The 14,895-nt window shown below is 71.4% G+C and carries 14 protein-coding genes and 1 pseudogene; 10 read left to right on the plus strand and 5 right to left on the minus strand.

The genetic code is table 11. The features are described 5' to 3' along the window. The 4 genes and pseudogenes from ADL01_RS35135 to ADL01_RS35145 all read left to right on the plus strand — a co-directional run. Positions 1-205 (plus strand): annotated as a pseudogene (locus tag ADL01_RS35135) (crotonyl-CoA carboxylase/reductase); the annotation flags it as partial. Next, the gene (locus tag ADL01_RS35140) at positions 202-1,908 is read left to right on the plus strand and encodes a 3-hydroxyacyl-CoA dehydrogenase family protein (protein WP_053746113.1); all 1,707 of its coding nucleotides are present in this window, start codon (positions 202-204) and stop codon (positions 1,906-1,908) included. The pseudogene ADL01_RS35135 and the gene ADL01_RS35140, both read left to right, overlap by 4 nt. After that, positions 1,905-2,030 (plus strand): cytochrome P450, encoded by a 126-nt coding sequence (locus ADL01_RS46915; protein WP_234354902.1) that lies wholly within the window; start codon positions 1,905-1,907, stop codon positions 2,028-2,030. Before ADL01_RS35140 ends, ADL01_RS46915 begins: the two co-directional genes overlap by 4 nt. A gap of 11 nt (positions 2,031-2,041) precedes the next feature. Further along, on the plus strand, positions 2,042-2,824 hold the full coding sequence (locus ADL01_RS35145; RefSeq protein ID WP_053746114.1) for a glucose 1-dehydrogenase: 783 nt from the start codon (positions 2,042-2,044) through the stop codon (positions 2,822-2,824). A gap of 132 nt (positions 2,825-2,956) precedes the next feature. On the opposite strand, the gene ADL01_RS35150 is transcribed toward ADL01_RS35145, so the two are convergent. Together ADL01_RS35150 and ADL01_RS35155 are read right to left on the minus strand one after the other, a co-directional pair. Next, positions 2,957-4,087 (minus strand): sensor histidine kinase, encoded by a 1,131-nt coding sequence (locus ADL01_RS35150; RefSeq protein ID WP_053746146.1) that lies wholly within the window; start codon positions 4,085-4,087, stop codon positions 2,957-2,959. A 2-nt stretch (positions 4,088-4,089) separates the two neighbouring features. Continuing rightward, the gene (locus tag ADL01_RS35155) at positions 4,090-4,776 is read right to left on the minus strand and encodes a response regulator (RefSeq protein WP_053746115.1); all 687 of its coding nucleotides are present in this window, start codon (positions 4,774-4,776) and stop codon (positions 4,090-4,092) included. Positions 4,777-4,932: 156 nt separating this feature from the next. On the opposite strand from ADL01_RS35155, the gene ADL01_RS35160 reads away from it, so the two are divergent. The 5 genes from ADL01_RS35160 (at position 4,933) to ADL01_RS35180 (ending at position 10,844) form a co-directional block, all read left to right on the plus strand. Next, on the plus strand, positions 4,933-7,047 hold the full coding sequence (locus ADL01_RS35160) for a xanthine dehydrogenase family protein molybdopterin-binding subunit (protein ID WP_053746116.1): 2,115 nt from the start codon (positions 4,933-4,935) through the stop codon (positions 7,045-7,047). Between the two features lie 76 nt (positions 7,048-7,123). Further along, positions 7,124-7,585, plus strand: a complete 462-nt coding sequence (locus ADL01_RS35165; protein ID WP_053746117.1) for a (2Fe-2S)-binding protein — start codon at positions 7,124-7,126, stop codon at positions 7,583-7,585. Between the two features lie 387 nt (positions 7,586-7,972). Then, the gene (locus ADL01_RS35170; protein WP_234354903.1) at positions 7,973-8,470 is read left to right on the plus strand and encodes an RNA polymerase sigma factor; all 498 of its coding nucleotides are present in this window, start codon (positions 7,973-7,975) and stop codon (positions 8,468-8,470) included. Positions 8,471-8,561: 91 nt separating this feature from the next. After that, a complete protein-coding gene (locus ADL01_RS35175; RefSeq protein WP_053746118.1) occupies positions 8,562-9,134 on the plus strand; it encodes a hypothetical protein in 573 nt (190 codons plus the stop codon). A gap of 156 nt (positions 9,135-9,290) precedes the next feature. Then, complete coding sequence (locus ADL01_RS35180) at positions 9,291-10,844, plus strand: ABC1 kinase family protein (RefSeq protein ID WP_053746119.1); 1,554 nt, start codon at positions 9,291-9,293, stop codon at positions 10,842-10,844. Positions 10,845-10,866: 22 nt separating this feature from the next. Here the strand turns inward: ADL01_RS35180 and ADL01_RS35185 are convergent, their stop codons facing one another. From ADL01_RS35185 to ADL01_RS35195, 3 genes are all read right to left on the minus strand, one after another. Next, complete coding sequence (locus tag ADL01_RS35185; protein WP_078960942.1) at positions 10,867-12,195, minus strand: aspartate aminotransferase family protein; 1,329 nt, start codon at positions 12,193-12,195, stop codon at positions 10,867-10,869. After that, positions 12,192-13,304: an SDR family oxidoreductase gene (locus ADL01_RS35190; RefSeq protein WP_053746120.1), complete on the minus strand. Its 1,113-nt coding sequence runs from the start codon at positions 13,302-13,304 to the stop codon at positions 12,192-12,194. Before ADL01_RS35190 ends, ADL01_RS35185 begins: the two co-directional genes overlap by 4 nt. A gap of 81 nt (positions 13,305-13,385) precedes the next feature. Continuing rightward, positions 13,386-14,525, minus strand: coding sequence for an acyl-CoA dehydrogenase family protein (locus tag ADL01_RS35195; protein ID WP_053746121.1), 1,140 nt, complete (start codon positions 14,523-14,525; stop codon positions 13,386-13,388). A 250-nt stretch (positions 14,526-14,775) separates the two neighbouring features. Between ADL01_RS35195 and ADL01_RS47605 the strand changes: the two genes are divergently transcribed. Further along, positions 14,776-14,895, plus strand: coding sequence for a putative leader peptide (locus tag ADL01_RS47605; protein ID WP_324614651.1), 120 nt, complete (start codon positions 14,776-14,778; stop codon positions 14,893-14,895).

Consider the following 14,895-nt stretch of genomic DNA (forward strand, 5'->3'; position numbering starts at 1 on the left):
GTACCCCCTGGAGGAGACCGGGCAGGCCGCCTACGACGTCCACCGCAACCTCCACCAGGGCAAGGTCGGCGTCCTGTGCCTGGCCCCCGAGGAGGGCCTGGGCGTCCGCGACGAGGAGATGCGCGCGCAACACATCCACGCCATCAACCGCTTCCGGGAGAGCACCAACGCCCCCCGCGTGGAAGAGGAGGCACCTCGGTCATGACACAGCACAGGCCCGTGGTCGGGATCGTCGGCTTGGGCACAGTCGGTGAGGCGCTGCTCGGCATGCTGCGGGAAACCGGCCACGAGGTGATCGGGGTCGACTCCGACCCCGCCGTCCTGGCGCGGCTGAGGAAACGTCTGGAGGACACCGGCTCCGCCCTCGTTCACCTCACCGAGGACACCGCGGGTGTGTACCGGGCCGACCTGGTCATCGAGGCCGTCCCCGAGGACGAGGTGGTCAAGACCGAAGTGCTGCGCCGGCTCCACACCGGCTGCGCCGACGGGACTGCCGTGGTCACCACCACCTCGTCCCTCCCGCTGACCCGGCTCGCGATCGCCTCCGGCCGGCCGGGCGACACGATGGGGCTGCGCTTCCTGGCCCCGCCCCTGCCCGGCGGACCGGTCGAGCCGGTGCCCACGGCGATGACCTCCCCGGCCACCGTGGCCGCCGTCGGTGACCTGGTCGCCCGGCTCGGCCTGACACCGGTGGCCGTGGACGCACGGCACGGGGCCGACGCCACCGCCCTGGTGTACGCCTACCTCAACCGCGCCATGACCCTGTACGAGCGGGGCGACGCGGACCGGGACAGTATCGACCTGGCCATGCGCCTGGGATGCGGCCTGCCGGCAGGACCACTCGAACTGCTCGACCGCATCGGACTCGACACGGCACTGTCCGCACTCGCCGGCCTGTGGACCCGCACCGGTGATGACTCCTTCGCACCCGCACCGGTGCTGACCCGGCTGGTGCGCCAAGGGAGCCTCGGCCAAAAGAGCGGGCACGGCTTCTACACCTACGACGGTCTCGACGCACCGGCGGACGCACGACGTTCCGCTCCCCTCCCCGGTGAAGGGATCGGCGTCCACCGCATCGGCGTGGTGGGGTCAGGCACGATGGCCCGCGGCATCGCCGAGATGACCTCGGTGGCGGGCTTCCCCACGGTGCTGGTCGCGCGCGACGCGGACAAGGCGTCCGGCGCCCTGGCACAGATCGGCGAGTCGCTGGAACGGGGAGTCCGCCGGGGCCGGGTCACTTCGCGGGCGAAGACCGGGGCGCTGGAGCTGCTTGTCGGCGCCGACGACATCGGCGCGGTCGGCGGCTGCGACCTGGTGATCGAGGCCGTGGTGGAGGATCTCGACGTCAAGCGGGCGCTGTTCGCCCGGCTCGGCGCGGCCTGCAAGCCCGGCGCGCTGCTGGCGACCACGACGTCCAGCCTCTCGGTCACCGCGTGCGCCGAGGCCTCCGGACGACCCTCCCGGGTGGTCGGCATGCACTTCTTCAACCCCGCGCCCGTGATGAGGCTCGTCGAGCTCGTCCGCACCGAGGCCACGAGCGAGGAGAGCGCCGACACCGCGCGGGCCCTCTGCGAGCGGCTGGGCAGGACGACGGTGAACTGCTCGGACCGGGCCGGCTTCATCGTCAACTATCTACTGTTCTCCTACCTCGGCCGCGCCGTGAACCTGCTGGACCGGCACGACGCGGACATCGCGGGAATCGACGCGGCGATCGAGCAGGGCTTCGGCCACCCCATGGGCCCGTTCGCTCTCCTGGACACCATCGGTCTGGACGTTTCCCTGGCCGTGCAGCGCGAGCTGTACAAGGCGTTCCGGGAGCCGGACTTCGCGCCGTCGCCCGTGCTCGAACAACTCGTGGCGGCCGGCTGGTTGGGACGCAAGAACCGGAAGGGACTGAGGTCGCGGTGAAAGCCGTTCAGGACGTGCCCGACTTCCCCCCACTGACGCTCACGGTCGACCCCGAGGAACTGAACTGGCGCCCCAGCGCGCTCCACCACGGGCTGCGGTCCCTGCCCGTCCGGACGGCGTGAGGGAGAGCGGCGTGCAGCACAGGTTCACCGACAAGGTCGCCCTGATCACCGGCGGCGGCTCCGGACTCGGCCGCGCCACCGCGGTCCGGCTCGCGACCGAGGGCGCCCGGCTGGTCCTGGTCGACATCAACGAGCCGGGGCTGGCCGACTCCGTGGTGGAGCTGGGGAAGGCCGCGCCCGGCACGGAAGTACGGACGGTCGTGGCGGACGTCAGCCAGGAGGCGGACGTGGCACGGTACGTGGCCCGGACCGTCGAGCATCACGGCTGGATCGACTGCTTCTTCAACAACGCGGGAGTCGAGCCGACGCAACGGCGCACCGAGGACATCGGCCACGAGGACTTCGCCCGGACCGTCGCGATCAACCTCGCCGGCGTGTTCCTCGGCCTGAAGCACGTGCTGAAAGTCATGCGCGAACAGGGTCACGGACGGGTGCTCAACACCGCGTCGATCTTCGGGATCCGAGGCAACGGACTGGGATCCGACTACCACGCCTCCAAACACGGCGTGGTCGGCCTGACGCGTAACGCCGGCGTGGAGTACGGCCGGTACGGCGTCACCGTCAACGCCATGGCCCCCGGCACCATCCTGACCCCGCTGCTGGAGGACCACCTGAGCACGCTTCGCCGGCACGCCCCGGAAGAGATCGACAAGGCCCTCGACAGGATCCCGGCGCAACGGTTCGGCCGCCCCGACGAGGTCGCCGCCCTGGCCGCCTTCCTCCTCTCCGACGAGGCGTCGTACATCAACGCCACGGTGGTGACGATCGACGGCGGCCGCACCGAGCGGGCATGAGGGCGACGGAGCGGCCAACGCGGGCCGCGGCCCAGGGCCGAGGCCCGCTCGCGTCCTCCGCCGTCACCGACTCCGTGAAGGGTCTTCTCCTGGTTCGACCTGCCGCTGGGGGCCCACCACAAACCACTTGGGCTACTGAGTCGGGTCGCCCGGGATCCTGAGGCCGACCTCGTACCCGCCGTCCGGGGTGGGGCCGGACCGCAAGGTGCCGTGGAGGAGTTCGGCGCGTTCGCGGAGGCCGACGAGGCCCTGGCTGGAGCCGGGGAGCGGCAGGGACGGGCGGGTCGGGGATGTGTTGGTGACGGTCACGCCGAATTCGGTGGCGTCGTCGGCGTGCCACAGGCGTACCGTCGCGCGGGCACCCGGGGCGTGTTTGCGGACGTTGGTGAGGGCTTCCTGCACGGTGCGGTACACCGTCCGCTGGGCGGGCGTGCCGATGTCCGGGGGGAGTTCGCCGGTCAGTTCGGTCTCGATGCCGCTGGTCGCGACGAGTTTGTGCAGGTCGGCGAGGGTCGGCTGGGGCGTGAGTTCGGTAGTGCTGCCGCCCGAGGCCCGCAACAGGGTGACCATGTGGCGCAGTTCGTCGAGGGTGTCGACGCTGAGCGTCCGGATGGTGCGGGCGCCCTCCCTGAACTCCGGTTCCCTCGCGGCGACTTGGAGAGCTCCTGCCTGTACGGCGATCAGGCTGACCTGGTGCGAGACGACGTCGTGCATCTCGCGGGCGAGCTGGGCGCGTTCGCGGGCCAGGACCGCCTGCGAGTGCAGCAGCCGTTCGTGTTCCCGCGCCTCCTCGATCTCGACGAGCTGACGGGACAGATCCCGGCGTGCTTGGAGCAGTTGGCCCAGGAGCACGGGGGCCGCGGCCGTGGCGAGCGTGTAGAAGAAGTAGACGAAGGTCCAGGCACGCTCGTGCGAGGAGAGACTGTCCAGCGGCCAGGGAACGGCCGACGACAGCGCGAACAGCAGGGCGCAGACCGCGAGCAGACGGCGGTCGCGGGAGCGTTCGGCGAGCGTGAACAGCGCGGCGAACGGGGCGAACACGAGGTCCAGCATCAGCGTGGCGGGAAGGGTGAGCAGGAAGACGGCGAGCGGGAAACGCCTACGGAACACCAGGGCTCCGCAGCCGAGCACGGCGGCCGCGCTCCAGGTGGCCGGTTGGCCGAACAAGCTGATCAACGCGTCCACCGCCGCGACCACGACGACGACGCCGTCGACGGCCCGGTCCAGGACCCGCGCCCACCACGCCGGACGTGGGCCGGCCACGCTCACAGCCCGGACTCCGAGCGGCGCCGCTCGCCGACCGGCCCGTCCAGCAGTCCGGCCCGCTGGGCGAGCAGCGCCGCCTGGACCCGGCTGCTCACCCTCAACTTGGTGAGGATCGCGCTGACGTGGTCCTTCACCGTGCCCGCGCTGAGATGGATACGGGTACCGATGTCCGCGTTGGACAGCCCCTCCGCGATCAGTACGAGGACATCGCGCTCGCGTTCGCTGAGCCGGCCCACGCGGGCGGTGTCGGGATCCTCGGTGCGGGCGGCGGCACCCGGGTGGCTCTGCCACACGGCGCGGGAGGCCTTCGGTGACATGACGACCCCGCCCGCCATCAAGGTCCGTACCAGCTGGGCGAGTTGGTCGGGTTCGGTGTCCTTCAGCAGGAAGCCGGCGGCGCCGGAGCTGAGGGCGGTGAGGATGTACTCGTCGGCGTCGAACGTCGTCAGCATCGCCACCACCGGAGGCTCCGGGAGCGCCCGTACCTGGCGCAGCACCGTCAGTCCGTCGACGTCCGGCATCCGTATGTCCAGCAGGACGACGTCGGGCCGCTCCCGTCGGATGGTTTCGACCGCCTCGGCGCCCGTGCTGGTCGCCACCACCTCGATGTCGTCGGACGCGCTCAGGATCAGCCTGAAGCCGGACCGCACCAGGGCCTCGTCGTCCACCACCACTACCCGGATCACGTACGTTCCGCCTTGCTTTCGTAGCCGCCGCCGCGGCGAAAGCCACGGGAGAACATGCAACCACGAAGCCTCGTTGCCCCTCATACACAGCAGAGGCACAGACGGCGGGCGGCGACAGGGGTGGCGATGGAGCGGCAGTGGTCGCGTCGAAGGTTCATGGTCTACTCACTGGCCGCGACCACTCTGACCGTGGCCGCGCCGATCGGCTGTGACACCTCCTCGGCGGAGGGCGCCGAGCCCCGTGCGGCGGACGCGAGCGCCCGGCCCGGCGTCGTGGTGATCGGCAACGACGAGGAGATGCTGGTCCTGGAGGTCACCGCGGCGAACCGGGTGGTCGTCCGGCTGCCGCGCGTCGAGGTGGGCCAGGGCGTCACCACCGCCGTCGCCATGATGATCGCCGAGGAACTGGACGCCCGGCTCGCCGACGTCGACATCCCGCTCGCCGACGCCCGCACCAAGGGGAACCAGTACACCGGCGGTTCGAGCTCGGTCCGCTCGCTCTACGGACCGGCCCGGGCTCTGGCCGCCACCGCGCGCGCCCGGCTGGTGACGGCGGCCGCCCTGCGCTGGCGCCTGCCCGCACGCACGCTGCGGACCCACGACACGATGGTGATCGCACCGGACGGCCGTACCGCCACCTTCGGATCACTGACCGGCCTCGCCGCGAGGATCACCCGGCCCAGGGTCTCCAGCAAGCCCAAACCCGCCTCCCGGCACCGGGTGATCGGGAAGCCGACGACCCGGATCGACGCGCGGGACATCGTCACCGGCAAGGCGCAGTACGCCGGTGACCTGCGCGTATCCGGCGCGAAGCCGACCGTGGTGGCCCGGCCGCCGACGCTCGGCGGAAAGATCCGCGCGGTCGACGACCGCGCGGCCCGCGCCCTGCCGGGCGTCCGCGCGGTCGTCCGGATCGCGGGCGGGGTCGCCGTGGTCGCGGACACCTTCCACCACGCCTTCCAGGCCCGTGACGCCCTGCGGATCACCTGGGCGCCGGGCCCGCTGGCCGCGCTCTCCGACGCGGTCATCAGATCCCGGCTGCGCGCCGCCGTCCCGAGGCTGGGCGCCGCGCCGAGCGGATCGACGCAGGTGGCGGGCGAGTTCGAGTTCGCGTTCGTCGGCCACGCCCCGATGGAAGTGCTGACCGTGGTGGCGGACGTCCGCGCGGACCGCGCCGAGCTCTGGTTCTCCACCCAGACGCCGATGGACGCGCGCGACGGCATAGCCTCGGCGGTCGGACTGCCGGCGTCGAAGGTCAAGGTCCATGTGATGCGCGGTGGCGGCTCGTTCGGACGGCGGCTGAACCACGAGTTCGCGATCGAGGCGGCGCTGGTCGCCAAGGCGGCTCGTATGCCGGTCAAGCTGATGTGGAGCCGCGGCGACGACCTGCGGCACGGCAGGATGCGCCCGGCCACTCACCACCGGATCAGAGCCAGCCACAAGGGCGGCCGGGTGGTCGCCTTCGCCCACGCGACGGCTTCGGTGAGCGAGGCGTGGGAGAGGGAGGGCACCGCCGCGCAGGGCGGCGTGACCTCCGTGGTCGCGCGGGCGAGGGGCGTACGGGACGCGGGCCCGCTGCCCAGTGACAGCGGTCTGTACAACTTCGGCCGACTGTCCGGGGATTGGGGCGGCGTGGAACTGGCGGCGATACCGCTCGGCGCCTGGCGCTCGGTGGACTCCGGCACGACCCGCACTGCCGAGGAGATCATGGTCGACGAGATCGCCCGCAGCCTCGGCAAGGACCCGGTCGCCTTCCGGCGCACCACACTCCGGAACAAGGCCGTGCGCGCCGTACTCGACAAGGCCGCGGCCGCGGGGAGTTGGGGGCGGCCCATGCCGGCCGGACACGGACAGGGCATGGCGGTCCACGAGGAGTACGGCTCCTGCGTGGCCTGCCTGATCGAGATCGACGCCACCGACCCGAAGAACCCACGGGTGACCAGCGCCGTGATGGCGGCCGACGTCGGAACCGCCGTGAATCCACGCGGACTCGAGGCCCAGCTCATGGGCACCACCATGGACGGCATCTCCACCATCCTGCGGGCCGGCCTCCACATCGACCGGGGCGCGGTGCGCGAGGGCAGCTTCGCCGACTTCCACTACGCCCGTCAGCGGCACGCCCCGCTGCGCTTCGAGGCGCACATCATGCCGTCCAAGGGGGAGCCCGGCGGGGCCGGGGAACTCGGGGTGCCGGCGGCGGCGGGCGCGGTCGCCAACGCGTACGCCCGCGCCACGGGAACCAAGCCCCGGCGCTTCCCGCTCAACTTCTGACCCCGCAACTGTCCTGTTGCCCCGGCCACTGCCCCCTGTCCCCACCCCACCCGACCTCGCCTCCGAGAGGGTTCCGATGCCCCGCTACACCTTCGACCTCAACGGCAAACCGGTCACCGTCGAGGCCCCGGCCGACATGCCGCTGCTGTGGGTGCTGCGCGACCTGCTGCATGTGACCGGCCCCAAGTACGGCTGCGGGGTCGGGGTCTGTCGCGCCTGCACCAGTCATCTCGACGGCGCGGAGATCCAGCCCTGTGTCGTGCCCGTCGCCGACTGCGCGGACCGCAGGGTCACCACCATCGAGGGGCTGGCCGACGGTGACACCCTGCACCCCGTGCAACAGGCGTGGCTCGACCGCGATGTCGCCCAGTGCGGCTTCTGCCAGCCGGGCCAGATCATGGCCGCGGCGGCGCTGCTGCGGCGGACGTCCGAGCCGACCGACGCCGACATCGACGCCATCGAGAACGTCTGCCGCTGTGGCACGTACTGTCGGATCCGCGAAGCCATCAAACAGGCCGCGGCGATGACCGAGGGCTGACCTTCGAGACAAAAGCAGGTCGGCCGGTATTGGCGAGTTCAATTCCTCGATGGCTGATATGGGTATGCTGTCGGGGAATTATTGCCCCCGCCTGTTCCTGATGTGACGTTTCTGCACAAATGCACCGCCCCGATCGCCGTACGGGTTTTATAGCACGATGTGTTGTGCGGCGGATATGGTTCCCCGTTTTTCCATTCGGACGAGTGGTAGGCAATCGGCTCGGTTTGTCCGTGAGTTGACCCGGACAGTCCTTTCTCGTCGGATGGGGATAGGCCGTGCGGATATTCTGGATCCGCACCAGGGGATCATTTCGGGGCCGTGTACTGCATGAATTCGGAAACCTGCTCAAACGAAATCGTCATCGGCGATGGGAAACTTCTCCGGGAGGTGTCCTGGGGAGAGATCGCCGGCCACCGGGAACGACTGATGCGGCTGGTCCGCCGACGGCTGCCGACCGCGCAGGACGCGGAGGACTGTGTCCAGGAAACGATGTTGCGGGCGGCGGCCCACGACAACCTCGACCGGGAGCGGATCGGGCCCTTTCTGACCTCGGTCGCGCTGCGACTGTGCGTCGACCACTATCGCGAACTCGAGCGCAGACGACGGCTGGTGGGTCGTACCGCGCACGTCAGCAGGCCCGAGCTGCCGGACGAGGACGTCTGCGACGAGGACTTCGGACGCTGGCTGCTGCACCAGGTCCAGCAACTGCGCGGCCGTGAGCGCCAAGTCATGCTGGCCCGCGCCGACGGCATCTCCACGATGGAGTTCGCCCGCATGCACCAGATCTCCCTGAAGGCGGCCGAAGGCGCGTTCACCCGCGGGCGGGCACGGCTGCGGCTGGTGTGCGCCCAGACGCTGGACGGGGTCACGGCACACCACAGGTAACGGACGGCCGAAATATTCTTTCGGTGAATGTCCGGCCTCTTGTGAACGACTTCCGGGTTACGGGAGTTCAGTCGACAAGAAAGGCGTCGTAGTGGGCAGGAACAACAATACCCAGGACACTCTCAAGGACTTCATCGGTGATATCGCCGACAGTACCAAGAAGGCCTTCGACGATATTCTCGACCGACGGGGCGACGACTACCGTGCGGCGGACTGGATCTCCGCGGCATATCCCTACCAGGCGCTGAACGCACTCCCCGGCGATGTGCTGCGAAACGTCCAGGCGCTCTCGGCGCTCGGCGGCGTGGCGAATCCCGGGGCGGCGCTGGCGAACCTCACCGCCGCCAATCCGCTCGCCGCTCTGACGGGCGCGGCCCCCAACCCCCTGGCCGCGCTCACCGGCGCGGCCCCGAACCCCCTCGCCGCACTCGCGGGCGGGGGCGCGAATCCGCTGGCCATGCTCGGACAGGTGGCGGGCGGGGCGTCGTCGGTCGTGTCGGGGGCGGCTGACATGGCGGAGGGGCTGGCGGAGCTGCCGCGTCAGATCGCCCAGCTCTCCGAGCTCGTCGGGACCCTGGTCGGCGTCCTGGAGAGCGTCCAGGGCGTCGCCGGAGCGCTGACGGGCGGTGGCGGCCGGACACCGGCGGCAAGGAAGAGCAGCTGACGCGGGGCAGTTGACGCAGGGCAGCTGCCGGCGGGGCGGGCCCCGGCCCCCCCCCCCCGGGCGGGCACCCCCCCCCCCCCCCCCCCCCACCGACCCCCGCCCGTTAGGAAAACCGGCACACCCAAAAAGCGCGGCACACACAGAAGGTCGTGACACATGAGCAGTGCCCTGCTCGGCAGCCGGCTCCGGCTGGTCGTGAAGGTGCTGGGAAGCCTCGCAGCCGAAGAGGCCGGCCGCCTCGCCCGGGACCGGCGCCGCTCCCGGCGCGGAGCCGACGGCGAGGACGACGCGGGGGAGGGCGACGACGGAACCCGGCGCGCCAGAGCCGTACGGCACGCGCTCGAAAGCCTCGGCCCCTTCTATGTGAAGCTCGGGCAGATCCTCTCCACCCGGCCCGACATGGTGCCGGCCTCCATGATCGCCGAGCTGCAGAACCTGCACGACCAGGTCGACGTCCAGCCCTTCGCCGTCTTCGAACCCGTGCTCAGGGAACAGCTCGGCCCGGACTGGAAGCGCCGTTTCGACGACGTCGACACCGAAAGCCCCCTCGGCGCGGCTTCCCTCGCCCAGGTGTACCGGGTGACCCTGCCCGGCGGGCGCCCGGCGGTGGTGAAGGTGCAGCGGCCCGGTATCCGGGACGCGGTCCGCGCGGACATGGCCCTGATGCGCAGGGCGTCGAGGATCGTCGCCCGTGCCGCGCCCCGCTTCAACGAGGTCATCGACATGGAGGCGATGCTCGGCTCGATCTTCGACGCCATGGAACCGGAACTCGACTTCACCGGCGAGGCCCGCAACATGGACGAGGCCCGCGAACACATCCGGCGCTATCCGACCCTCGCGGTGCCCCGGGTCATCCACGCCACGCCCAAGGTGCTGGTGCAGTCCCTCGCGCCCGGTTCCTCCGTACGGCATCTCGACCGCGGTCAGTTCAGCGACCGGGAGCGCACGGACATCGGCAAGGACCTGCTGCGCTTCATGTACCGCGGCTACTTCGTCGACCGGATGTTCCACGCCGACCCGCACGCCGGCAACGTCTTCGCGCTGCCCGGCGGCCCTGCCACGCTGATCGACTGGGGCATGATCGGCCGCCTCGACCGGCGTACGAGCCTGCAGTTGCTGCCCCTTCTCATGGCTCTCGCCCAGAACGACGGCCACGGTCTCGCCTGGGCCTGGGCGGACATGGGGCGCGTCACCCCGTGGTCCAACCTGCCCGCGTTCGCCGCCGACATGGCCGCGCTGGTGCCCAAGGTCGCCACGGCCTCCCTGGAGGACATCAACTTCGGGGTGTCGCTGACGACCGTGCTGGAGAAGGCGACGAAGCGGGGTATCGGGTCGGCGCCCGCCATCTCGCTGCTGGGCAAGTCCTTCGCCAACCTGGAGGGTTCGGTGCGCTGCCTGGCTCCGGACATCGGCCTCGCGGACGTCTTCAAGGCCGAGGCACGGGGGATCGTCATGGCTCTGCTGCGGGAGTACTTCTCCCTCGACCAGGCGGCCCGCAACACGATGGACTTCCTGTCCTTCGCCGTGGCCGCCCCCGAGCAGCTGCGCGGTCTCCTCTCCGACGCCGCGAACCGTCAGTTCGCCCTCCAGCTCCATGAACCGCACACCCCCGCGGGCATGGGCGGGCAGCGGCCCTGGACCCCCTCGCGGGGCCTGATGGCGCTCGGCGCCGCCGCCCTCCTCTTCGACCGCCGCCGCCCGCATCACTGACCCCTCTTCCCCTTCGCGGGCGTCAGCCCATCCGCCGTGCCACGTCCCGCAGCGCCTGCGCCAGAGTCGTGAGGAAGAGCCGTACCTCGTCGTCGCCGATGATCGCGGGCGGCGTCAGACGCACCACCCGGGAGGCGTTGAGGGAGTGGTTCACGAGGACGCCCCTGCCCACCAGTTCGAGGACGAGCTCGCCGACAGCCCGCTCCTCGGTGAACTCCAGGCCGATCAGCAGCCCCCGCCCGCGCACCTCGTGGACGAGCCCGCCGACGTACGGCGCGCAGGCCGCGCGCACGCCCTCGAGCAGCCGCTCGCCGAGCACCCGGGCCCGGGCGACGACATCCTCCCGGGCCAGCGCCTCGACCGCGGCCCGCGCCGCCGCGCAGGCGATCGGCGAGGCGGCGAACGTCGAGGTGTGGAGGTAGGGGTCACGGGAGAACGGCCCGTACGCCGCCGCCGTCGCGACCATCGCCGCGACCGGCACCACTCCGCCGCTCAGCCCCTTGCCGACGAGGAGAACGTCCGGCGTGACCTCCCCGACGGCCTCGACATCCTCCTGCCCCTCCCCGTCCAGACCCCACCACGAGCCCAGCCGCCCCAGCCCCGTCTGGATCTCGTCGACGATCAGGAAGGCGCCGTACGCCCGGCACAGCCGGCTCACCTCCGCCAGATAGCCCGGCGGCGGAATCCGTACCCCGCCCTCGCCCTGCACCGGCTCGACGATCACACAGGCCCGTTCGCCGACCCGGGCGAGCAGCGCCTCCAGCGCCTCCGGGTCGCCGTACGGCACGACGTCGCTGTCCGGCAGCAGCGGGCGGAACGGGTCCTGGTACTTGGCGTTGGCGGTCGCGGAGAGCGCGCCCAGGGTCTTGCCGTGGTAGCCGCCGGCCATGCTGACCAGCGCGGTGTGCCCGTGGGCGCGCGCCAGTTTGAGGCCCGCCTCGGTCGCCTCCGCACCGGAGTTGACGAAGTGCACCCGGTCCAGTCCGGCCGGGGTGCGGGCGGCGAGAGCCTCGGCGGCGCGGGCCGCGACCGGCTCCAGGAAGACCCGGGAGGCCAGCGGATGGGCGTCCACCTGACAGTGCACGGCCGCGGTCACGGCGGGGTGCCGGTGGCCGAGGATGAAGACCCCGTACCCGCCGAAGTCGAGATAGCGGCGGCCGTCCTCGGTGAAGATCCACGCCCCGTCGGACGCGGTCTCCAGCATGCCGCCGAGCACGGTGCCCATGACGGCCCGGCCGGAGGAGAGATGCTCGCGGTAGAGGTGGGCGACATGCGCGCGGCTGTCGGGCGTGGCGAAGGTGGTGGTGTGGTGGTCCGGCCGGAGACCGGAGTCGATCGGAACAGTCGTCATGACGCCAACTCCGTTGCCTGGACTGCCTGCTGGGGGCCTGCGGGGGTGCCGGCCGACGGGATGCGCTGCCGGCCGCGCATGCCGCCGGGGCGGGCTGCCCAGGCGACCAGGTTGCGTACCAGGGCCCGGCGCAGCTCCTCCTTCGACACCGGCCTGCCGCAGTGCGGCGTACCGAGGGACGACTCGAAGGGCAGCGCCCGCTGGAAGACCAGCAGCAGTTCCGCGTACGTGTGGAAGCGGCGGCGCAGCGACTCGGGGAACGTGGGACCCTCGATCAGCGGCAGCAGCAGCCGGTGCACGGACTCCAGCGGAATCAGCCGGGGCGGATACGGCCGGGGCCCGTACCGGTCGGCGAACTCCAGGCAGGTGTCGATGACTTCGGTCTGCAGCAGCACCTCCGAGCCGGCCGTCAGCCAGTACTCGCCCCCGGTGACCCCGCCGCGGATGAGGTCGCCCACCGCACGGGCCACGACATCCTGGGGCACCATGTCGATCCGCGAGTCCGGCCCGCCCGGCATGACCGGCACCTGGCCCTTGACGATGGCGCCGAGCGCCCGCGTCAGCCCCTGCACCCCGGCGATCCGGCCGGTCACCGAGTCGCCCATCACCACCGACGGCCGCATGATCACCCCGGGCACCGGAGCCTCCCGGACCGCCTGTTCGGCCTCCGTCTTCGAGGCGAGATACGCGGCGGCGCCGGGAAAGCGCTCCTGCTCCTGAGGGGCCAGCGGATTGGCGACGAACGCCGTGCTCATGTGGAAGAAGGGAGCGTCGGCGAGGGCGGCGAGGTCGAGCATCGTGCGGGTGCCGTCGAGATTGGCGCGCCGGATCAGGTCGGGTTCCCACTGCCAGTTGGTGGCGGCGGCCGAATGCAGCACCACGTCCACGTCGGCGGCGAGACGGATGAACTCGGCGGTGGGAAGCCCGAGTCGGTGCTCCAACAGATCGGCGCGGAACTCCCGCACCCGGGGATCCTCGACCGGGGTGCGATGGCGTAGGCAGATGACGCGGAAGTGGGGCAGGAGCTCGTCGATCAGAGCTCTGCCGAGCACTCCGGTGCCGCCGGTGAGCAGGACGGTGGGCCGGGTGCCGGGCCGGGATTCGGGCATGGTGAACTTCCCCTCGGTTCGGGTGGGCGACGAATCGGCGTCAGGTCGTACGGCGCGCTGTGGGTGTCGTACCGAAAACCCTCAGGCGACCGTCAGCGGTGCCTCGTCCAGATACGCGGCCAGCGGGCCGGTCATCCGTGACCTCGACGGCGGATGCAAGGCGAGGCCGTTGACGCAGGCGGCGAGGTAGCCGATCTCGTCCGAGGCCATGAAGGCGAGCCCGCCGAGCAGTTCCACCGCGCGCGGGACGATCCGGGCGAGCGCGTCCTGAACGGTGTAGCGCACGTACAGGGAGTCGGCGAGCGCGGACTCGTCGGGCGCCGCCTCGTCCACCCGCCGGGCCAGGCCCTCCACGGCGGCCATCGCGCCCTCCGTCTCCACCAGCAGCCGCACGCGTTCGGCGTCGGGCACCCGGTCCTTGCGCAGCACCCGCTCCACCAGGGCGCTCGCGGCGCCGAGATAGCTTCCGGTCATCAGCAGCTCGAACCAGACGAGCCCGGCGGCCTGCACCTGATCGAGCCGGGCTCCGGCCGGGGACGCGGTGCGCACCAGCAGTTCCGGCGGCACGAGGACGTCGTCCAGCGTGACCTGGTCGCTCTCGGCGCCCGCGAGGAAACTGCTCGCCCAGAAGCCGCTGACACTCAGCCCCTCCGACTCGGCCGGCACCAGGGCCACCGCCAGTTCCTCGCCCTCGCCGTCCTCGCACGGCACCATCACGCTGGCGGTGAGCAGATCCATGGAACGGGCCAGACTGCACGGCCGTTTCACGCCGGTGATGCGTACGCCGTCGGGAGTCACCGTGGCGGACATGGCGGGGGAGAGGATGCCCGTGCCGGTGCGCCCCTCCGCGAAACCGGACGCCATGAGGCGGTTGTCGGCCGCGACGCCCTGGACGAGCATCCACTCCAGGCCCTCGCCCCCGCCCGACTCGCTCAGCCCGACGAGGGTGGCCATCGAGAAGTGGTGCATGGTCGTCGCCACGGCCAGCGAGGGGGAGCGGCTGCCCAGCGCCCGCTGCACCCGCACCGCTTCGAGAGCGGTCGCACCCCGCCCCTGGAGGGTGGTCGGCGCCAGCAGTCCCGGGCCTCCGCACTCCCTGAACAGCCCGATGCCCGGACTCTCCGGGCCCTCCAGAACCATCAGCGGCAGGGCCCGCAGCCCGTCGTCGAGGCCGGGCAGCAACTTGGTGAGGGCCGCGCGCTCGCGCTCCAGGAATCTCATGTCGTCCCCTGCTTCCTTGGACCCGAATGCCGTTCACGTCGTCGTTCGTCTCTTCACGAGCTTTACGAGCAGGCGGTGAGGACCCCTCGGCGAAGGGGAGATGAGGCCCGGCGGACCAGGGCCCGGCGCAACCGCCGTGCGCCGTACGCCGTCCGCAGTGCGCCGTCCGCCGTACGAGACGCCCTTGACGTGGGCCGCGAGCCGATCGAGACTCCCCATGGGAATCCTAGTGAAAAGGTAGGGAATGGCGATGCGCGTGGGGTCGAAGGCCTTTCGGGTGGCTCAGGCACCCCGGCCCACCCCGCTGCTGACCTCCCGCCGGCACATCGACCTGCAGCGCGTCTGCAGCTCCATCAGTCCCCTGCGCTGA

The organism is Streptomyces sp. NRRL WC-3618 (genome assembly GCF_001280005.1).
Lineage (GTDB): Bacteria > Actinomycetota > Actinomycetes > Streptomycetales > Streptomycetaceae > Streptomyces.

Bases quoted from the DNA above. Each gene is read 5' to 3' on its own strand.
- ADL01_RS35195 (WP_053746121.1), bottom strand. From the start codon at position 14,525: ATGAGATTCCTGGAGCGCGAGCGCGCGGCCCTCACCAAGTTGCTGCCC.
- ADL01_RS47605 (WP_324614651.1), top strand. From the start codon at position 14,776: ATGCGCGTGGGGTCGAAGGCCTTTCGGGTGGCTCAGGCACCCCGGCCC.
- ADL01_RS35160 (WP_053746116.1), top strand. From the start codon at position 4,933: ATGGTCTACTCACTGGCCGCGACCACTCTGACCGTGGCCGCGCCGATC.
- ADL01_RS35185 (WP_078960942.1), bottom strand. From the start codon at position 12,195: ATGACGACTGTTCCGATCGACTCCGGTCTCCGGCCGGACCACCACACC.
- ADL01_RS35140 (WP_053746113.1), top strand. From the start codon at position 202: ATGACACAGCACAGGCCCGTGGTCGGGATCGTCGGCTTGGGCACAGTC.
- ADL01_RS35165 (WP_053746117.1), top strand. From the start codon at position 7,124: ATGCCCCGCTACACCTTCGACCTCAACGGCAAACCGGTCACCGTCGAG.
- ADL01_RS35180 (WP_053746119.1), top strand. From the start codon at position 9,291: ATGAGCAGTGCCCTGCTCGGCAGCCGGCTCCGGCTGGTCGTGAAGGTG.
- ADL01_RS35190 (WP_053746120.1), bottom strand. From the start codon at position 13,304: ATGCCCGAATCCCGGCCCGGCACCCGGCCCACCGTCCTGCTCACCGGC.